General features: G+C 60.4%; 15 protein-coding genes and 2 pseudogenes. 5 read left to right on the top strand and 12 right to left on the bottom strand.

Going from position 1 to position 16,630, the window contains the following annotated elements; all coding sequences use genetic code 11:
* The first annotated feature begins 164 nt into the window (after positions 1–164).
* The gene (locus KHQ24_RS22285) at positions 165–746 is read left to right on the top strand and encodes a flavin reductase family protein (protein WP_004202718.1); all 582 of its coding nucleotides are present in this window, start codon (positions 165–167) and stop codon (positions 744–746) included.
* Between the two features lie 55 nt (positions 747–801).
* Here the strand turns inward: KHQ24_RS22285 and KHQ24_RS22280 are convergent, their stop codons facing one another.
* Entirely contained in the window at positions 802–1,626 is an 825-nt protein-coding gene (locus KHQ24_RS22280) for a helix-turn-helix domain-containing protein (protein ID WP_004202721.1), read from the bottom strand.
* A 204-nt stretch (positions 1,627–1,830) separates the two neighbouring features.
* On the opposite strand from KHQ24_RS22280, the gene KHQ24_RS22275 reads away from it, so the two are divergent.
* The 3 genes from KHQ24_RS22275 to KHQ24_RS22265 are packed head-to-tail and all read left to right on the top strand — an operon-like array spanning position 1,831 to position 6,465.
* Positions 1,831–3,399, top strand: a complete 1,569-nt coding sequence (locus KHQ24_RS22275) for a family 78 glycoside hydrolase catalytic domain (protein ID WP_032456132.1) — start codon at positions 1,831–1,833, stop codon at positions 3,397–3,399.
* A 23-nt stretch (positions 3,400–3,422) separates the two neighbouring features.
* Positions 3,423–4,805 carry a glycoside-pentoside-hexuronide (GPH):cation symporter gene (locus KHQ24_RS22270; protein ID WP_043519650.1) on the top strand — a complete coding sequence of 461 codons (1,383 nt, stop codon included), beginning with the start codon at positions 3,423–3,425 and terminating at the stop codon, positions 4,803–4,805.
* Positions 4,806–4,848: 43 nt separating this feature from the next.
* Entirely contained in the window at positions 4,849–6,465 is a 1,617-nt protein-coding gene (locus KHQ24_RS22265; protein WP_032425871.1) for a carbohydrate porin, read from the top strand.
* Between the two features lie 39 nt (positions 6,466–6,504).
* Here KHQ24_RS22265 and pptA read toward each other — a convergent pair whose 3' ends face one another.
* The 11 genes and pseudogenes from pptA to KHQ24_RS22205 form a co-directional block, all read right to left on the bottom strand.
* The gene (gene pptA / locus KHQ24_RS22260) at positions 6,505–6,732 is read right to left on the bottom strand and encodes a tautomerase PptA (RefSeq protein ID WP_002906690.1); all 228 of its coding nucleotides are present in this window, start codon (positions 6,730–6,732) and stop codon (positions 6,505–6,507) included.
* Between the two features lie 70 nt (positions 6,733–6,802).
* Positions 6,803–7,420, bottom strand: a complete 618-nt coding sequence (locus KHQ24_RS22255) for a glutathione S-transferase family protein (protein ID WP_023297709.1) — start codon at positions 7,418–7,420, stop codon at positions 6,803–6,805.
* A gap of 77 nt (positions 7,421–7,497) precedes the next feature.
* Positions 7,498–8,349: a transporter substrate-binding domain-containing protein gene (locus KHQ24_RS22250; protein ID WP_074437506.1), complete on the bottom strand. Its 852-nt coding sequence runs from the start codon at positions 8,347–8,349 to the stop codon at positions 7,498–7,500.
* A 38-nt stretch (positions 8,350–8,387) separates the two neighbouring features.
* On the bottom strand, positions 8,388–9,167 hold the full coding sequence (locus tag KHQ24_RS22245) for an amino acid ABC transporter ATP-binding protein (RefSeq protein ID WP_004202729.1): 780 nt from the start codon (positions 9,165–9,167) through the stop codon (positions 8,388–8,390).
* Entirely contained in the window at positions 9,151–10,077 is a 927-nt protein-coding gene (locus KHQ24_RS22240; RefSeq protein WP_004202730.1) for an amino acid ABC transporter permease, read from the bottom strand. Before KHQ24_RS22240 ends, KHQ24_RS22245 begins: the two co-directional genes overlap by 17 nt.
* 9 nt (positions 10,078–10,086) lie before the next feature.
* On the bottom strand, positions 10,087–10,596 hold the full coding sequence (locus KHQ24_RS22235) for a GNAT family N-acetyltransferase (protein WP_004202731.1): 510 nt from the start codon (positions 10,594–10,596) through the stop codon (positions 10,087–10,089).
* An 11-nt stretch (positions 10,597–10,607) separates the two neighbouring features.
* Positions 10,608–12,871, bottom strand: a pseudogene (locus KHQ24_RS24470) (NtaA/DmoA family FMN-dependent monooxygenase).
* 24 nt (positions 12,872–12,895) lie between these two features.
* Positions 12,896–14,017: a M20 peptidase aminoacylase family protein gene (locus KHQ24_RS22220; protein WP_043519653.1), complete on the bottom strand. Its 1,122-nt coding sequence runs from the start codon at positions 14,015–14,017 to the stop codon at positions 12,896–12,898.
* The gene (locus tag KHQ24_RS22215) at positions 14,007–15,014 is read right to left on the bottom strand and encodes an MsnO8 family LLM class oxidoreductase (RefSeq protein ID WP_069135728.1); all 1,008 of its coding nucleotides are present in this window, start codon (positions 15,012–15,014) and stop codon (positions 14,007–14,009) included. The genes KHQ24_RS22220 and KHQ24_RS22215 overlap by 11 nt, the downstream gene beginning before the upstream one ends.
* A 91-nt stretch (positions 15,015–15,105) precedes the next feature.
* The gene (locus KHQ24_RS22210) at positions 15,106–15,657 is read right to left on the bottom strand and encodes a shikimate kinase (protein WP_043519654.1); all 552 of its coding nucleotides are present in this window, start codon (positions 15,655–15,657) and stop codon (positions 15,106–15,108) included.
* A 193-nt stretch (positions 15,658–15,850) separates the two neighbouring features.
* Entirely contained in the window at positions 15,851–16,243 is a 393-nt protein-coding gene (locus tag KHQ24_RS22205) for a cell envelope integrity protein TolA (protein ID WP_004202738.1), read from the bottom strand.
* Between the two features lie 104 nt (positions 16,244–16,347).
* On the opposite strand from KHQ24_RS22205, the pseudogene KHQ24_RS24465 reads away from it, so the two are divergent.
* Positions 16,348–16,617, top strand: a pseudogene (locus KHQ24_RS24465) (class I SAM-dependent methyltransferase); the annotation flags it as partial.
* Positions 16,618–16,630: the final 13 nt, after the last annotated feature.

The raw sequence follows: 16,630 nt of genomic DNA, 5'->3' as shown, positions 1-16,630 counted from the left end.
ACGGGACGCGCTCACCTGGGATAACATCAGGGGAGCCAACATATTGTGATCCTCTTTGGGACTTTGTGCTGGCGACTATAGTCAGACGAGATGACGTATTGATTACATTTTCATTGCGGCTTAACGTATTACCCGCCAACCGACCCATTACTCAAGGAACGCCTATGAGCCGCTTTCGCCACGTGGAACTGCAGTATGCCAGCCGCCTGCTCAACCACGGTCCGACCATTTTGATCACCAGCTACGACGCTGCGTCCGACCGGCGCAACGTCATGGCCGCCGCCTGGTCGATGCCGGTGGAATTCGCCCCACCGCGGGTGGCTATCGTGGTGGATAAAAGCACCTGGACGCGGGAAATCATCGAGCGCAACGGCACCTTCGGCATCGTGGTTCCCGGCGTGGCCGCCGCCAGCTGGACCTACGCCGTCGGCAGCGTCAGTGGCCGCGATGAAGACAAATTCAATGCTTACGGAATTCCGGTGGTGACCGGTCCGGAGCTGGGCCTGCCGCTGATCGAGGAGAAGTGTCTGGCATGGATGGAGTGCCGTCTGCTGCCGGCGACGGCGGCCCAGACCCAGTACGATACCCTGTTCGGGGAGGTGGTGTCTGCCGCCGCCGATGAACGCGCATTCGTCACCGGACGCTGGCAGTTCGACGACGATAAGATCAATACCCTGCATCATCTGGGGACAGGCAATTTTGTCGCCAGCGGCCGCCACGTGCGGGCAAACTCCCTCGACGAATAAGCGTGACCTGCCGCGGGTGGCAGATTTTTCCCCTGCCCGGCCTGCGGTCCCCCTTTTAACCCGGTGGGCGGCGGCGATCGGCGCTTGGGGTCAGGCCAAACACTTTTTTATACAGGGTGGTAAAGTGGTTGCTGTTGGCGAAGCCGCACAGATAAGCCACTTCGGTAATGGTCATCTCCGTTTCGCGTAATTTGACCCGCGCGGAAACCAGTCGCAGACGTTTCAGATAATTATCCGGCGTTAATCCGGTGGCCTCTTTAATATGGCGAAACGCCGTGCGGGTGGTAAGATGAAATTGCTCTGCCAGCTGCTGCCAGTTATGTTCTTCGAAACAGTGCTCCTGCAGCCAGGTGAGTAATTTATGCAGTTTATAGCGGGTGCTGCTATATTCGGCTTCCGACTCGGCTGTGAGAATGGTGGTCACCAGCTGGAAAAAGAGAGACTCCCGTTGCGGGGTATTATCCGCCGCCCTCAGCGCCGGGGAAAATATCTTTTCCACCAGTTCCCGACAATAGCTGCGGGTCTCCGGTGCCAGCCAGCCATAGCAGGCGGCGCGCTGCGCCGATAATTGCTGCAGCAATCCCTCCATCTGCTGTAAATAGCGAAAGGCCACCGCCGGATTTATTAAGACATTAATCAACTTCAGCGTCCCCAGCTCATCATAATAGTGGACATCGCCAGGCTGGACATAAAATACATCGCCCTGCTGGATATACAGCGGGCGGCCATTAATAACGTGTAATCCATGCCCCTCCTCGACGATCACCAGCTCGGCAAACTCGTGGCCATGTTCCTGGCTATTATCTTCCGGGTCGCTGGCGTACATGCCGAGCTTATCCTGGGGGTGGGTGAAATAATACTCAACGGTCAGTGTCATCATTACAGCAAATCCTGAACAGCCTGGTGCGCAGGGGCACGATAATCTATTCCGGCCTTCGCCACGCGCCCGATGTGCGGATTTGTGATCGCCAGCGCCCCCACCTCATTATTCCTGCCATTTTCACTGACGGTTTGGCATTGCCAGAGTGGTGGTGCCGCCGGACGACGGCCTATGCTGCGCCTAACCTAATGGAGAGGACGCAGTATGTCACAGGCAATTCAATACAATTCCAGTGTGGCGATGACCCGCCATCCGCATTTATTAGAGCGTGCGGCCGCCCTAACGCCCGCGCTACATCGTCAGCGCCAGGCGCCGCAGGCCATCGTCGAGGCCGTCGCCGATCCGGCGGCGCTGAACGGCTGGCGGGGACACACCGTCTGCACGCCTGAGCAGTTTTATCAGCAGCCGCTTCGCGTCGGCGACAGCATCATCATTGACTTTGGCAGCCATTTTGTTGGCTACCTGCAGTTCAGCTGCCGCAGCGTCGGCAGCCCGCCGGATGCCCCGGCCCATCTGCACTTCACCTTCGGCGAAACGCTGAGCGAAGTTTGCGAGCCGTTCAGCGAGTACCAGGGGTGGCTGAGCAGTAGCTGGTTGCAGCAACAGGATCTGTGGCTCGACGTCCTGCCCGCCCGGGTTGACCTGCCGCGTCGCTACTGCCTGCGCTACCTGAAGGTGGAAATCAAAGCGCTGTCGCGCAAATTTCGTCTGCAGTTCGATGAGATAGCCCTGGAAACCGTTACCTCAGCCGGCAGCCCGCAGCCGGCGGTCATCGCCGATTCGGAGCTGAAAGCCATTGATGACGTCGCGGTTCGCACCCTGCAAAACTGCATGCAGGAGGTGTTTGAGGATGGGCCGAAACGCGACCGTCGGCTGTGGCTCGGCGACCTGCGCCTGCAGGCGCTGGTCAATGACGTGACCTTCGGCCACCACGATCTGGTCCGCCGCTGCCTGTACCTGTTTGCCGGCCATACCCGGGAAGATGGCATGGTCTCCGCCAATGTCTTTGTTCAGCCTGACGTGCGCGCCGATGACACATTTCTCTTTGATTATTCATTATTTTTTGTCGACGTACTCTATCACTACCTGCAAAGCACTGGCGACATGGAAACCGCCCGTGAACTGTGGCCCACGGCGCGACGGCAAATCGAGCTGGCGCTGACCCGCTGCGATCCCCAGGGTCTGGTGCGCGACAGCGATGACTGGTGGGTATTTATCGACTGGCAGGCAGAGCTGAATAAACAGTCGTCGGCGCAGGGGGTGCTTATCTACTGCCTGCAACGTGCCCTCTGGCTGGCGCAGCGTGTTGAACCGCAGCGGGTAGCCGACTACACCGCTACGCTCGCGCAGCTGAAAGAGGCCGCCCTCCGCCACCTGTGGGACAGCGAGCGGCAGGTGTTTATCAGCGGCGCCGCGCGCCAGGTCTCATGGGCATCGCAGATCTGGCTGGTACTGGCGGAGGTCGGCAGCGTGGAGCAGCGACAGGCGCTGATGCGCCGTCTGCGGCAGCAGCCCCCCACCATTGCCATGAATACGCCCTATCTGCGCCATCATCACATTGCCGCCCTGCTGCAGTGCGGCCTGCGCGAAGAGGCGATAGCGGAGATCAAGGCCTACTGGGGAGCGATGGTCGACTACGGCGCCGACACCTTCTGGGAAATTTTCGATCCGCAGCATCCTGACTTTTCCCCCTATGGCAGTAAGCTCATCAATAGTTACTGCCATGCGTGGAGCTGTACGCCGGCCTGGTTTATTCGCCAGTACGGACTTTAACAACAACGATAAGCGAGTGATTTATGGCAGAAACAACGTTTACCCTGTGGCGGCAGCGCCTTGGCTATGGCATTGCCGATCTCTCCTGCAACCTTGTGTGGCAGATGATCTCTCTGTATCTGATGTTTTTTTACACCGACGTGATGGGCCTCCCGGCCTATTATGTCGGCCTGATGTTCCTGGTCACCCGGCTGGTGGACGGCGTGGCCGACGTGCTGATGGGGCTGGTGATCGACAATACCGCCACTCGCTGGGGGCGCTGCCGTCCGTATCTGCTGATTGGCGCGATCCCCTTTGGACTGCTGTGTATTCTGGCCTTCTACGTGCCCGATTTCGGCACCACCGGTAAGCTGATCTACGCTTTTGTCACCTATTTGTGCCTGTCGTTTCTCTATACCCTCGTTAATATTCCATTCTGCGCCATGCTGCCGTTTCTGACGAACGACTCGCGAGAGCGCACGACGCTGTCGGCAGTGCGTATTCTGCTCGGCTCGCTCGGGGCGACCATTGTCGCGGTCGCCACTCTGCCGCTGGTTGGCGCGCTGGGGAAAGGCAATCAGGAGCACGGCTTCTTCTATACGGCGGTAGTTTTCGGCGTTATTGCCACCTTTTTTCTGCTGGTGAGCTTCCGGAACGTTAAGGAAAATATCAGCATTACTCAGGAGCGCATGACCTTAAAACGCGCCTGGGTCAGCCTGCGCGCCAATCGACCGTGGTTCGTCTTCGCCATCAACATTTTCCTGATGTGGGGCGCGTTTTTCTTTCAAACCGGGGCGCTGGTCTACTTCTTCCATTATTACGTCGGCAATAACGAACTCACGGCGGTCGTCGCCGGGATCTCCACCTTCGTTCCCCTGCTGGGCACCCTCACCGTGCCGCTGCTCGCCAGCCGAATGAAAAAGCGCCACGTGTATCTGGTCGCCAGCGCGATCAACCTGGTCGGCATGGGTATGATGATGGCGGCAGGCGTTAATAGCTGGGGTCTGGTTGCCGGAGCGGTCGTGTTATCGCTTGGCGCCGGACAGCGCACGGCAATTTACTTTTCCATGCAGGCCGATCCGGTGGATTACGGGGTATGGAAAACCGGCATCAATACCGCCGGCATTTTAACCTCCATCAACGGCTTTCTTGGCAAGGTGGCTATGGCGGGCGCAGGAGCCATTACCGGGGTACTGCTCTCATCCGCCGGTTATATCGCTAACCAGACGCAAAGCGACGGCGCGATGCTGGCGATAAAAGCCTGCTACCTCTATATCCCCGCGCTGCTGATTGTGGCCTCAATGTTGTGGATGGGTCGCTTCTACCGCCTCGACGACCAGTACGAGCAGATCCGCGCTGACCTTGACGCTGGACGCCGTGCGCCGTCGAACGCATCGTCTGTTGGTGGAGAAAACCACGCCCTGTAAGGCGCAGCACACCCTTCATACCTCTGAAAAAATAAGGATTGATATGCGTATCTCTTTGATAAGCGCAGCGGTTTGCTGCGCCCTTTTTTCGGCTTACGGCGCGAGTGCGGCCCCACTCACTGTCGAGCAACGGCTGGCTCTGTTGGAGGCCCGGCTAAATCATGCGGAGCAGGAGGCGGGAGAAGCTAAACGCCGGGCGCAGCAGGCGGAGCTGCGCACCAGCGCCGCGGAACAGCGCGCGGCGGCAGCGGAAAAGCAGGTGCAGGCGCTCAGCCAACAGACCACGGCTCGCGAACAAAAACAGCAGGCCACCAATCAGCAGCTGAGCGAGCAGCTGGCGAAACGCGCCCCGGACGATGGCTTTACCTTTAACGCCTACGCCCGTTCCGGAATGTTAGTCAACAGCCACGGCAAAGGCGCCCGCGGCGGGCCAGGTATCTCCCCGGCCAGTTCGCTCAACGGCGATGCCCACGTCGGTCGTCTCGGCAACGAAAAAGATAATTACGCAGAGCTGAGCTTTGGCAAAAAGCTTACCTTCAACGATGGCTCATGGGCGCGCTTTAAGACCATGCTCGCCGACGGGGCCACCAACCCGGATCCGTGGGTTCAGGACAACGACAGCCACCATCTGAACATTCGTCAGCTGTACGTCGAGATGGGCGACTTCGCCGAGTTCACCGGGCCGTTAAAACGCGCCTCGATCTGGGCCGGCAAGCGCTTCGATCGGGATAACTTCGATATCCACTTTACCGATAGCGACATCATGTTCCTCGGTGGCACCGGCGGCGGGATCAATGATGTCGACTGGGGAAGCGGCCTGCGCGGCGATTATTCGGTGTATGCGCGTAACTTCGGCGACCTTGGCAGCGATAATTACGCGGATAATGACATCCAGAATCTGCTGTTCACCGCAAACCATTTTTACGGCAACTGGCAGCTGATGACCACGGTGATGACCGCCCAGGGCAACGATGACCTGAAAGATAATACCTCGACCACCGGGAGCTATGCCCTGCGCAGCGATAACACCGCCAAAAACGGCTACTACGCGATGCTGGCCCTCCACGACAAACAGCAGTTCTACGGCCTGGCGCCGGGGGTGTCGGAAAGCGCCCTGCAGTACGGCGTCGGGCTGGGCGCCGAAGCGCGTCAGCCGGGGAGCGATGGCGACCTGACCGAGAACGCGGCCTCCCTGCGCTTTGCGTCGTACGGGATCCTGCCGCTGGGGAAAAACTGGCAGCTGGCGCCGTCGGTGATCGCCCAGCACAGCGAAGACCGCTATCGCGACGGCGACCGCTACGACTGGGCGACGTTTAACCTGCGGGTATCGCAAGGGATCTCCGCTCACTTCGCCCTGCTGTATGAGGCCTCGTGGCAGTATATGGATCTCAATCCGAACGGGCGCAGCTATCGCTATAATGACAACGTTTATCAGTATCAGGCGGTGCGCGGTGATTTCTACAAGCTGACCTTCGCCCCCACCTTTAAAGTGGGCGATGTGTTTGATATCAAAGCGCGGCCGGAGATACGTTTCTTTGTCACGTGGATGAACTGGGATAAAGACCTGGATCGTTATGCGATCAACGATGATTTCGGCAGCAAAGGCTTTACCGCTGGCGGGACATGGAACTTCGGCGTGCAGACGGAGATTTGGTTCTGACCGAGCGTCACTGGCGGGCATCATGCCCGCCAGTGGCAATTACATGCTATAACCCGGCTTCTTAATCAACTGCGCCATCTGCGGGGCGATCTCACTATCCCACACCGCCTGCCACGCGTCCGGCTCAACCTGGGTGAGCGCGACGCTGACCGCGCTCTCTTTGCTGTTCAGATGACGGATCAGCACCTCGGTAATGTCGGCGGCCAGCGCGGTTTTTTGTTCGTCAGTCAGTTCACGGGGAAAACATTTAATATCTACATGCGGCATAGCAAAGACTCCTTGTGGTCAGAGCCATAACGCTACCACAGAATGGCCGTTCTGGTTGCCATCGCGTGCGTTAAATCAGCTTGTTACGGCGTAGCGCCACGGCCAGCTCCGGTCGCTGACAGACCGCCCGGGCGATGGCGGCGAATTTTGGCGCGTGGTCGTCAAACCACGCCTGTCGCGGCCCCCAGCTGTACATCGCCGCGATATAGCAATCCAGCAACGTTACCGACGCGCCCAGCGCCCACGGCCCGGCGGCAAGCTGCTGTTCGAACCAGAGATAGAGATTTTTCCGGTACTGGCGACAATTCTCCACCAGCTGCTCCGCGGCGGCGGGCGCCCAGCGTTCCGGGTAATCGGCATAGGTAAAGGTAGGATAGACATTGGCCACCAGCCAGACCAGCAGACGCTGGAACTGTTGACGCTGCGGCGTCCCCGGCGCGGGGGCCAGATCGGGACGCTGATCGAGGATCATCAGCGCGATGGCGGCGGTTTCGGTCATGATGCTCCCATCGGCCAGCTGCAGCGTAGGCACCTGGCACAGCGGGTTAATCTGCCGCAGACGCTCGCGCGCCGGACCGGGCTGGTCAAAGCCCTCCACGTCAACCACCTCGTAGGGAATATCGGCCAGGGAGAGCATCAGCTCGCTAATCGTCGAGCCCCATCCCGGCACGCCATAAACGGTTATCATGGTCTGCCTCCAGGGTAAAGCCTAAGTGTAGGCAGAAAATTACCGCTCACCCAAACGGCATACCATGGCCCGGGTGGTTAGTAGGTGATCCCCGGCGGGTTGACCACCGACTGCGCCACCGCTTCGCCCTGCTCTCCCCAGCGCGCCAGCACCTGCTGATATTCACCACGGGCGATCGCCCCGTCGAGGGCTGCCTGCAGGGCAAAGACCAGGCCGTTACCTTTTTTAGTGGTCGTCGCCACCCACGCTTTTTTCGGCCCCAGGCCTACCACCCGGGTCTGGCCATTAAGGGCCGCTTTATAGGCGGCCACCGACTGCGGACCGAAAAAGATATCCGCCCGCCCGGACTGGATATAGAGGTTGCCGGAGGCATCATCGGTCAGGTAGACCGGCTGGGCCGGCGGCCGCCCGGCGGCCCGGTTGTCCTCATTCCAGCCCAGCAGGATCCGCTCCTGGTTGGTGCCGGACCCGACGATCACTTTGCGCCCGGCGAGGTCTGCGGGTCCGTTTACCGCGGCGATGTCGCTGGTGGATTTCACTGAGAAGGCCAGGGAGTCCACCCGGTAGGTGGCGAAATCGAACTTCTCTTTGCGCTTCTCGGTTACCGCGATATTAATCAGCGCCACATCGTAGCGGCCGGCGGCGATGCCCAGCGGCCAGTCCTCCCACGCGGTGGGCACCAGCCTGAGTTTCAGGCCAAGGCTTCCGGCCAGCAGGCGGGCCATATCCGGGTCGCTGCCGATCCGCGTGCGGTTGTCGCTGGCCAGCAGCGCCAGCGGCGGCGAATTGAGCGCCGAGATCGCCACCGTCAGCGTCCCCGGTTCCACGAAGCGATAGCCCGGTGGAATTTTCGCGATCGCCTGCGGGTCGCGGGTGACCGGCAATGGCTGCTCATTGGCGCGCAGATCCAGCGCCGCCTGAGCGTCCATGGCGAGGGCGCTGAGCACAAGGGTCACTATCGCTCTGTTCATGACGGCAGCACCCTGGATAAAAACTGCCGGGTACGCGGATGCTGCGGATGGTTGAGCACCTCGTCGCTGCTGCCCTGCTCGACGATCCTGCCGTCGACCATAAACACCACCTGATCGGCCACCTCGCGGGCAAAGCCAACCTCGTGGGTGACCACCACCAGGGTGGTGCCGGAGCGCGCCAGCTTCTTGATGACATCCAGCACCTCGCCCACCAGCTCCGGATCCAGCGCCGAGGTGGGCTCATCAAACAGGATCACCCGCGGGTCCAGCGCCAGCGCCCGGGCAATAGCGATACGCTGCTGCTGGCCGCCGGAGAGATGCCGCGACCAGGCATCTGCTTTATTGCGCAGTCCAACCACGTCCAGCAGCTCCCAGGCACGGGCAATGGCCTCTTTGCGCGTGGCCTGCTTGTGGGCGATCGGCGCCTCTATCAGGTTCTCCAGCACCGTCAGGTGCGGAAACAGGTTAAAGTTCTGAAACACGTAGCCGACGTTGATCCGCTGGCGGAGGATCTCCTTCTCTTTCATCTCATACAGCTTGTCGCCTTTGCGGCGATAGCCGATATAGTCGCCATCAATCTGAATAAACCCCTCATCAACGCGCTCGAGGTGATTAATGGTGCGCAGCAGCGTGGACTTGCCCGAACCGGAAGGGCCGAGGATCACCGTCACCGTGCCCGGAAGTATCTCCAAGGACACATCGTCCAGCGCTTTGTGGCGGCCATAGTATTTGCTGACGCCGGTGATAGAGATATGGCCATTACGAGAGCTGGGCATGGACGGCCTCCTGGGGCTGTGGTTGACGTGCGGGTTGATTCAGACGGCTGCTGCGGGCGCTGTTCACCGCCGAGCGGCGCTCGCTGCGCGCCAGTCCACGTTCTACCAGGTACTGTATGGCGGAGAGAACGCTGGTGATCGCCAGATACCAGGCGGCGCCGACCATCAACAGCGGGATCACCTCCTGGGTACGGTTGTAGATCATCTGGATGGTGTAGAACAGCTCCGGCATCGCCAGGACATACACCATCGCCGTTCCTTTCGCCAGACTGATGATCTCGTTGAAGCCGGATGGCAGAATGGTGCGCAGCGCCTGCGGCAAAATAATGCGCAGCGTGCGTCGCCAGGCGGGCAGCCCCAGCGCGGCAGCGGCCTCATACTGCCCATGGTCAACGCCGAGGAAGCCGCCGCGAATAATCTCCGCGGTATAGGCGCTCTGCACCAGGGTCAGGCCCACCACCGCCGTGGAGAATTGCCCCAGCACGTTTATCGTCTGGTAGCTGGCCCAGGTGACGCCGGTAAACGGGATCCCCAGCGACAGGGTGTCGTAAAGATAGGAGAAGTTGTAGAGAATGATCAGCACTACAATCAGCGGCAGCGAGCGAAACAGCCAGATATAGCTCCAGGCGAGGCTGCTGAGCAGCCAGGATGAGGACAAGCGGGCCAGCGCCAGCAGGCCGCCGAAGATCACGCTCAGCACCGTGCCGAGCAGGGTCAGAAGCAGGGTTTGTCCCAGCCCTTCGAGGATCACCGGGTCAAAGAACCAGCGGGCGAAGACGCCCCACTCCCAGCGCGGGTTGAAGGCCACCGACTGGATCACTACCGCCAGCACCAGCAGGGCCACCAGGGCTCCCACCACCCGCAGCGGATAGCGCGCCGGCACCACTTTTATCGTTTCAGATGTATGCATAATGCCTCCTCAGGCGCTGTGGCTAAAGGCGCTCACCGCCAGCGCTTTAGTGAACCGCAGCCGGCCATCGTAAGGCGGCTGACTGTACTCTTCCGGGTCTCGCGCGAGGTCAAACTGCGCCTCATACCCCTGGCTGAGATAGAGCTTTACCGCCTCCGGCTGGCGGAAGCCGGTGGTCAAGTAGATATGGCTGTACCCGGCCAGCACCGCCCGCCGCTCCAGCTCCTGAACCACTTTCGCCGCCAGCCCCTGCTGGCGCAGACGGCGGTGCGTCCAGATACGTTTGATCTCTGCGGTGTGGCGATCCTTAGGTTTATAAGCGCCGGTGGCGATAATTTCGCCCTCACGCTCAAGGACGATAAACAGCCCCTGCGGCGGCAAATACCACTCGCTCAACTCCACTTCCGCATCGCGGGAAAAATAGTCGCCGTAGCGGGCGGCGTATTCAGCAAACAGCCCGCTAATAATCGGCTGCAGCTCCGGTGCGTCCGGAGAAATATCGCGGAATGCTTCGCTCATCGCGCCTCCTGTCAGTCGCCCAGCCCGGGCGGGTTGATTTCCGATTGCGGTATGCTTTCCACCCCTTCGCCCCAGCGGTTAAGCACTTTGGCGTAGTCCCCGCTGGCGATAGCGCCGTTCAGCGCCGCCTGGACGGCATTCACCAGCCCGCTGTCTTTTTTCAGCGTTACCGCGATATGCGCCGCTTTCGGCCAGCCGCCATCGACGCTGCCCACCAGTTTGGTTTTGCCGGTCAGCGCCGCCTTCCATGCGCCAATTACGTTAGGGCCGAAAAAGGCGTCGGCTCGCCCGGTCTGCAGCGCCAGCGTCTGGGCGGCATCATCCTTGGTGTAAACCGGGGTAAACGGCTTCAGCCCCTTCTTGACGTTCTCCGCGTTCCACGCCAGCAGGATCGCCTCCTGGTTAGTACCGGAGCCGACGATAATCTTCAGCCCGGCGATGTCCTCCGCCTTGTCAATTTTGTTCAGCGGACTGGTGCTTTTGACGTAGAAGCCCAGCGAATCTTTGCGGTAGGTGGCGAAATCGAACTTTTCTTTTCGCTCTTTGGTGACGGTAATATTGCTGATCGCGGCATCATATTTGCCGGAGGTGACTCCCAGCGGCCAGTCTTCCCAGGAGGTGGGAACTACGTTCACCTCCAGCCCGAGACTCTCCGCCACCAGCCGGGCGATATCCGCCTCGCTGCCGAGCAGGGTTTTGTTGTCATCGGCGAAGACCGTCAGCGGCGGTGAGTTCAGGGCCGCCACCGCGACGGTGAATTTCCCCGGCACCGCCAGATGCAGATCTTTCGGCAACAGGGCAATGGCCTTCGGGTTTTTCGCTGTGTGAATCGGCGTTTTGTTGGCCTCCAGGCTTACCCCGGTGCCATTGATCTTGACGTCCTGTGCCCACGACGAGGCGCTAAATGCCAACGCGACGGCCAGCAAGAGTGTTGTTTTCTGCATAGCGTGATTCTCTTTTCTTATTTTTGGAATTGATTAGCGGGTAGCGCCAGGCCCAGACTTTCCCGCAGGGTGGTGCCCGGATAGTCGCGACGGAACAGACCGCGCGCCTGTAACAGAGGCACCACCTCGTCAACAAAGCGCGGGAAGGTTTCCGGCGTGCCGCCCTGAATGATGAAACCGTCCGCCGCGCGCTGTTCGAACCACAGCTGCAGGCCATCGGCGACATCGCTGGCGGTGCCGGTAAAGCGCGGACGTGGGCTCGCGGCCTCCAAGGCCACCTGGCGCAGGGTTAATCCCCGCTCGCGGGCGTGACGTTTAATCTCGTCGGTGGTGCTGCGGAAGCTGTTTTGTCCCAGGTCGCCAATATCCGGGAACGGTTCATCAAGCGGGTACTGCGAAAAATCATGGTGTTCGAAATAGCGCCCAAGATAGTTCAGCGCATCCTCGATGGAAACCAGCGCCGCGGTAGTCTGGTACTGACGTTCCGCATCCTCGGCGTCATCCCCGACGATGACGCTGACGCCCTGGAAGATATGCAGTTGATCCGGGGTGCGCTGCCATGCCGCCAGCTGGCTTTTCACGTCCTGGTAAAATGCCTGCGCCTCGGCCAGCGACTCCTGATGGGTAAAAATGGCATCGGCGTGGCGTGCGGCTAATTTTTTACCGTCGTTCGACGCGCCGGCCTGGAAAATAATCGGTCGTCCCTGCGGCGTGCGGGCAATATTCAGCGGCCCGGCCACTTTAAAGAAATCGCCGTGATGATCGAGCGTATGCAGCTTATTTTTGTCAAAGAACTGACCGGTCGCTTTATTGCGTACAAAGGCATCTTCTTCCCACGAATCCCATAAGCCTTTTACCACCTGCAGATATTCATCGGCAATGCGATAGCGCAGCGCATGATCCGGATGCTGGGCCCGGGAGAAGTTTTTCGCCGACCCTTCCAGCGGCGAAGTGACCACGTTCCAGCCTGCCCGTCCCTGGCTTAAATGGTCAAGGCTGGCGAACTGTCGGGCGGTGGTAAACGGCTCGCTGTACGAAGTGGATAAAGTCCCCACCAGCCCCAGCCGCCGGGTAACCGCGGCCAGCGCGGAAAGCACCGTTAAGGGCTCGAAGCGATTTAAAAAATGGGGAATCGATTTTTCATTAATATATAAACCGTCGGCGACAAAAATAAAATCCAGCTTACCCGCTTCCGCTTTTAACGCCGTCTCTGTAACAAAATCAAAATTAATACTGGCGTCGGCCTGGGCCGCCGGATGACGCCATGCGGACATATTTCCCGATGCACCATGTAATATGGTTCCCAGACGCAATTGTCGATTTTCAGACATAGCTACCCCTTCCCCTGCCATCCGTTAAATGTGTTGTAACGCTTCTTCCGCGAGCCGGGCGAAATAATGCGCCGCGGGCGCAATCAGCCGTTCATCCGGATTAAATGCCGGATGGTGCAGACCATATTCGCTGGCGCTGCCGATGCTGACGAACGCCCCGGGAATATGCTGAAGATAGACCGCAAAATCTTCGCCACCGAGATGCAGATCGGCGTAGTGAGTGCGATACCCGGCCTGAGCTGCCACCTCGCTGGCGAAGTCGGCCCAGCGGGCATCGTTGACCAGCGCCGTCGGGCCGGCGTACCAGAAGACGTCAATCTGCGCGCCAAAAGCGCTGGCGAAACCGGCCGCAATCTCGCTGACCCGGGCTTTGACACGCTGTTGCACTTCACTGCTGTGGGTGCGCAGCGTCCCCTCCAGTTCGACGCTCTCCGGCAGCACGTTCCAGGTATTGCCTCCCTGGATCCGCGTCACGCTGAGCACCACCGAGTCGAGGGTGTTCACTTCCCGGCTGGCTACGCTCTGCAGCACCGTCACCAGCTGGCTGGCCAGCAGGATCGCATCCTTTCCTTCATGTGGGCGGGCGGCATGCGCCCCCTTCCCGGTCACTTTGAAAACGAAGCGATCGACGTTGGCGTAGAACGCGCCGCCGCGGGTGGCAAATTCGCCCACCGGCAGGCCGGGCTCATTGTGCATACCAAAGATCGCCGACACGTCCTCCAGCGCCCCGGCGCGGATCAGGGTTTTCGCGCCGCCAAAATTTTCCTCCGCCGGCTGAAACAGGATCCGTACCCGCCCCGGGAGTTCCGCTTCCCGCTCCTTCAGCAGCAGCGCCGCCCCCAGCATCACGCTGGTGTGAATATCATGGCCGCAGGCATGCATCACCCCTTCATTTTGCGAGCGGTAAGGCAGACCGGTCGCCTCCTCGATGGGCAACGCATCGATATCCGCCCGCAGGGCAATCACCTTGTCGCCGCTGCCGACTTCGGCGACCAGCCCGGTTTTCAGATCGAAGGGCAGCAGAGTCAGCCCGCCGCTCTGCAGCCAGTCGCGGATCCGCGCGGTGGTGGCTACTTCCTGTAGGGAGAGCTCCGGGTTCTGGTGCAGCTCGCGCCGCCAGCTAATCAGTTGTTGTTCAAAGGACATTCAGCACCTCCTTGCCGTAGTGAGCCTGCGCCAGCAGGCGCAGGGAGCGCAGGCGCGCTGGCCCGTCGCTAATGGGGGTATCAATGATGAGTTCATCCAGCCGATCTTCCGCCTGCAGCGCGTCAAGCCGGGCTTTAACCTGTTCGGGAGTACCGGAGATCAGTGAAGATTCGCGGCGGTGGATGCGTGTCGGCCGGCTGCCAGCCTGGCGGGCAAAGGCGACGGCCTGAGCCTCACTGCCGACGGTCACCCGCTGGCCGTTCTCCAGCTCGACGCCCCACACCTCGACCTGCTGCGCCAGCGCAGCGGCGGTGGCCGGATCGTCAGCCACCACCACCTGCACGGCGACGATCGCCTCACGCGGGCTGAGCTCGCGCCAGCGGTTGATCACCGTACGGCGCAGCGCGCTGTCGCCATTGAGATGGGCCGCAAACACGAAGTTCCAGTCAAGACGGGCGGCCAGTTCCGCACTCTCCAGGCTGGCGCCGAGCAGAAATCCGTCGGCCCGGCGCGGCGGGATCGGCGTGGCGCGCAGGCTCTCCTCTCCCCCTGGCTCAGTCAGTGACAGCCAGTTATCCAGCTGCGCCAGCTGATCGGCAAAGGTCCCTTTCTCCTCCTGATGCAGGCCCTGCTGCAGGGCGCGGGTGGAGAGCGGCAGGCCGCCAGGCGCCTTGCCCACCCCGAGATCGATGCGACCCGGCGCGAGGGCGGCCAGCAGGTTAAAGTTTTCCGCGACTTTATAGGGGCTGTAGTGCTGGAGCATAACGCCGCCGGACCCAAGACGAATGCGCCGGGTGTGGCCCAGCAGCCAGGCGATAACCAGCTCCGGAGAGGGGCTCGCCAGCTGATCGGTATTGTGGTGTTCGGCGACCCAGAAGCGGTGATAGCCCCAGGCTTCGGCGTGTTGCGCCAGCGTTAATGTGCGCGCCAGCGCCTGCGCGGCGGTTTCCCCGGCGGCAAGCGGACTTTTATCCAGGATACTGATTCGATAAGACATTTCGCAGGCTCATATGAAAGTACGTGCCTGCATTATTAAAATCTCTGCTAACTATTGAGAAACAATTAATTCACATGTGTACTGCTGAAAATTAGATATGCCCGCCTGACCGCTGCGCTTCCAGCTCGCGGAGCAGCGCCTCGGCCTGCCGCGGACTGCGCAGCCGGACGAAGCGAATATGCCGATATTGCGGATCCTGCATATCGGCCAGATAGCGTCGACGATTCTGCCGCCAGGTCTTCAGCGTCCAGAGGATGATGGATTCCCGGCTGCAGAACGAACGGCGGAAACTCTCGCGGTTGCCGGTGCCCGGCCATAGCTCCTGTTGTCGCCACGCCCGGCTCGCGGCCCGCCACACCGCCTGACGCAGCGTGCGCCAGAGGCCATAATCCAGCCAGATCACCAGATCCACCTCGCGCCATTTGACCCCGCGGCTGCGATTGTAATTGCCATCCAGCACCCAGCCCGGCGAGGCCGTCGCGGCGGCAATGGCGGCGAAAAACGCCTCATCCGGCGTGCCCTGCCAGTTCGGCCGCCAGTACAGGCGATCGAGCTCGATCCAGGGTAGTCCCAGCCGGTGCGCCAGGCGCCGGGCCAGAGTGGATTTGCCTGAGCCGCTGGTGCCGACCACGTTGATGTTCATCTCTGTTTCTCCCTGGTAGCCATTCCCGTTGTTCGCCGCCTTTGCCCGGATGAGAAAAGGCAATGTGTAACAGCCGCTGACGACAGCAAGCGCAATGAAAAAAGTGGTGAGATTCCCCGGCAACCACGGTCAGCCACGCACACGCGGTGTCGCCAGGCTTTTCCAGCCGGCAAAAGCCGACCAGACAGTCAATTTAACCCTGCATATCAAAGCCGGACTGCTGAAAATCCCGGAAGACATCGGGGTTGTTAAAAGGCGGGAACGTGGCCTTCCTGGCAGCAGCGGCTAACTCGTCACAATAGGCTTTGTTACCGTTGCTGGTCGAGACATGTAAAACCGTGCCATCCTGCGCAAAGGCTAAATGCAACCTGCATTTCTTACCCTGCCAGCGCTCGGGGGTATCCATCTGGGCTAGTATCGCGGCCCTGATGGCCCGCGCCTGGGCGCCCCACTCATCCCGATCGTCCCAGCGGCCAGAGCCACAGCTTCCCGTCGCGGTCGTTTTATGACAGCCGGAGGGCTGTAACGGTGCGCAGCCCGCGCCCAAGGCAGAGATAAGGGTTAATAAACACAATTTCTTCAACATACCGGCTTTCCTGCCCGTAACGAATTGGAAAGGTTGCCATTATGCGCTACTCGCAGGCAAGGCACCAGAGAGCGGAGCCAGGCTCTGACGGGGCGAGAAGATGACTTCAACCCGCTGGCCGGCTGGTGATCGGCTCGATGTGCGGGCTTCCTCGTTATGCTGAAGACCTCGCCACTTACGATCCTGTCAAGCATCATCTCCTGAAAGAGGGGCAGCCCTGGCGTACGCTTAAACCCCTCCCGGCTTTACTGAATGAGATACAGCAGGCGCAGTTTAGCGTCCTTGCCACCAACGTTAAGCACAATGCCTGGTGGGATCATGCCACCATCGTTTGTTCGGCAAACGGGCCGTCGGCTGATCCTCAGGAGAGTTAATTTCAGGCTGACC

The sequence above is a fragment of the Klebsiella sp. 54 genome, assembly GCF_018223875.1.
GTDB classification, from domain to species: domain Bacteria; phylum Pseudomonadota; class Gammaproteobacteria; order Enterobacterales; family Enterobacteriaceae; genus Klebsiella; species Klebsiella quasipneumoniae.
Note: the sequence above shows the minus strand (reverse complement) of the source record. Positions and strands in the feature narration are given on the sequence as shown.

Bases quoted from the DNA above. Each gene is read 5' to 3' on its own strand.
- KHQ24_RS22235 (WP_004202731.1), bottom strand. From the start codon at position 10,596: ATGAGCGAAGCATTCCGCGATATTTCTCCGGACGCACCGGAGCTGCAG.
- KHQ24_RS22255 (WP_023297709.1), bottom strand. From the start codon at position 7,420: ATGATAACCGTTTATGGCGTGCCGGGATGGGGCTCGACGATTAGCGAG.
- KHQ24_RS22245 (WP_004202729.1), bottom strand. From the start codon at position 9,167: ATGCCCAGCTCTCGTAATGGCCATATCTCTATCACCGGCGTCAGCAAA.
- KHQ24_RS22240 (WP_004202730.1), bottom strand. From the start codon at position 10,077: ATGCATACATCTGAAACGATAAAAGTGGTGCCGGCGCGCTATCCGCTG.
- KHQ24_RS22220 (WP_043519653.1), bottom strand. From the start codon at position 14,017: ATGTCCTTTGAACAACAACTGATTAGCTGGCGGCGCGAGCTGCACCAG.
- KHQ24_RS22270 (WP_043519650.1), top strand. From the start codon at position 3,423: ATGGCAGAAACAACGTTTACCCTGTGGCGGCAGCGCCTTGGCTATGGC.
- pptA (WP_002906690.1), bottom strand. From the start codon at position 6,732: ATGCCGCATGTAGATATTAAATGTTTTCCCCGTGAACTGACTGACGAA.
- KHQ24_RS22215 (WP_069135728.1), bottom strand. From the start codon at position 15,014: ATGTCTTATCGAATCAGTATCCTGGATAAAAGTCCGCTTGCCGCCGGG.
- KHQ24_RS22205 (WP_004202738.1), bottom strand. From the start codon at position 16,243: ATGTTGAAGAAATTGTGTTTATTAACCCTTATCTCTGCCTTGGGCGCG.
- KHQ24_RS22280 (WP_004202721.1), bottom strand. From the start codon at position 1,626: ATGATGACACTGACCGTTGAGTATTATTTCACCCACCCCCAGGATAAG.
- KHQ24_RS22275 (WP_032456132.1), top strand. From the start codon at position 1,831: ATGTCACAGGCAATTCAATACAATTCCAGTGTGGCGATGACCCGCCAT.
- KHQ24_RS22285 (WP_004202718.1), top strand. From the start codon at position 165: ATGAGCCGCTTTCGCCACGTGGAACTGCAGTATGCCAGCCGCCTGCTC.
- KHQ24_RS22250 (WP_074437506.1), bottom strand. From the start codon at position 8,349: ATGGACGCTCAGGCGGCGCTGGATCTGCGCGCCAATGAGCAGCCATTG.
- KHQ24_RS22265 (WP_032425871.1), top strand. From the start codon at position 4,849: ATGCGTATCTCTTTGATAAGCGCAGCGGTTTGCTGCGCCCTTTTTTCG.
- KHQ24_RS22210 (WP_043519654.1), bottom strand. From the start codon at position 15,657: ATGAACATCAACGTGGTCGGCACCAGCGGCTCAGGCAAATCCACTCTG.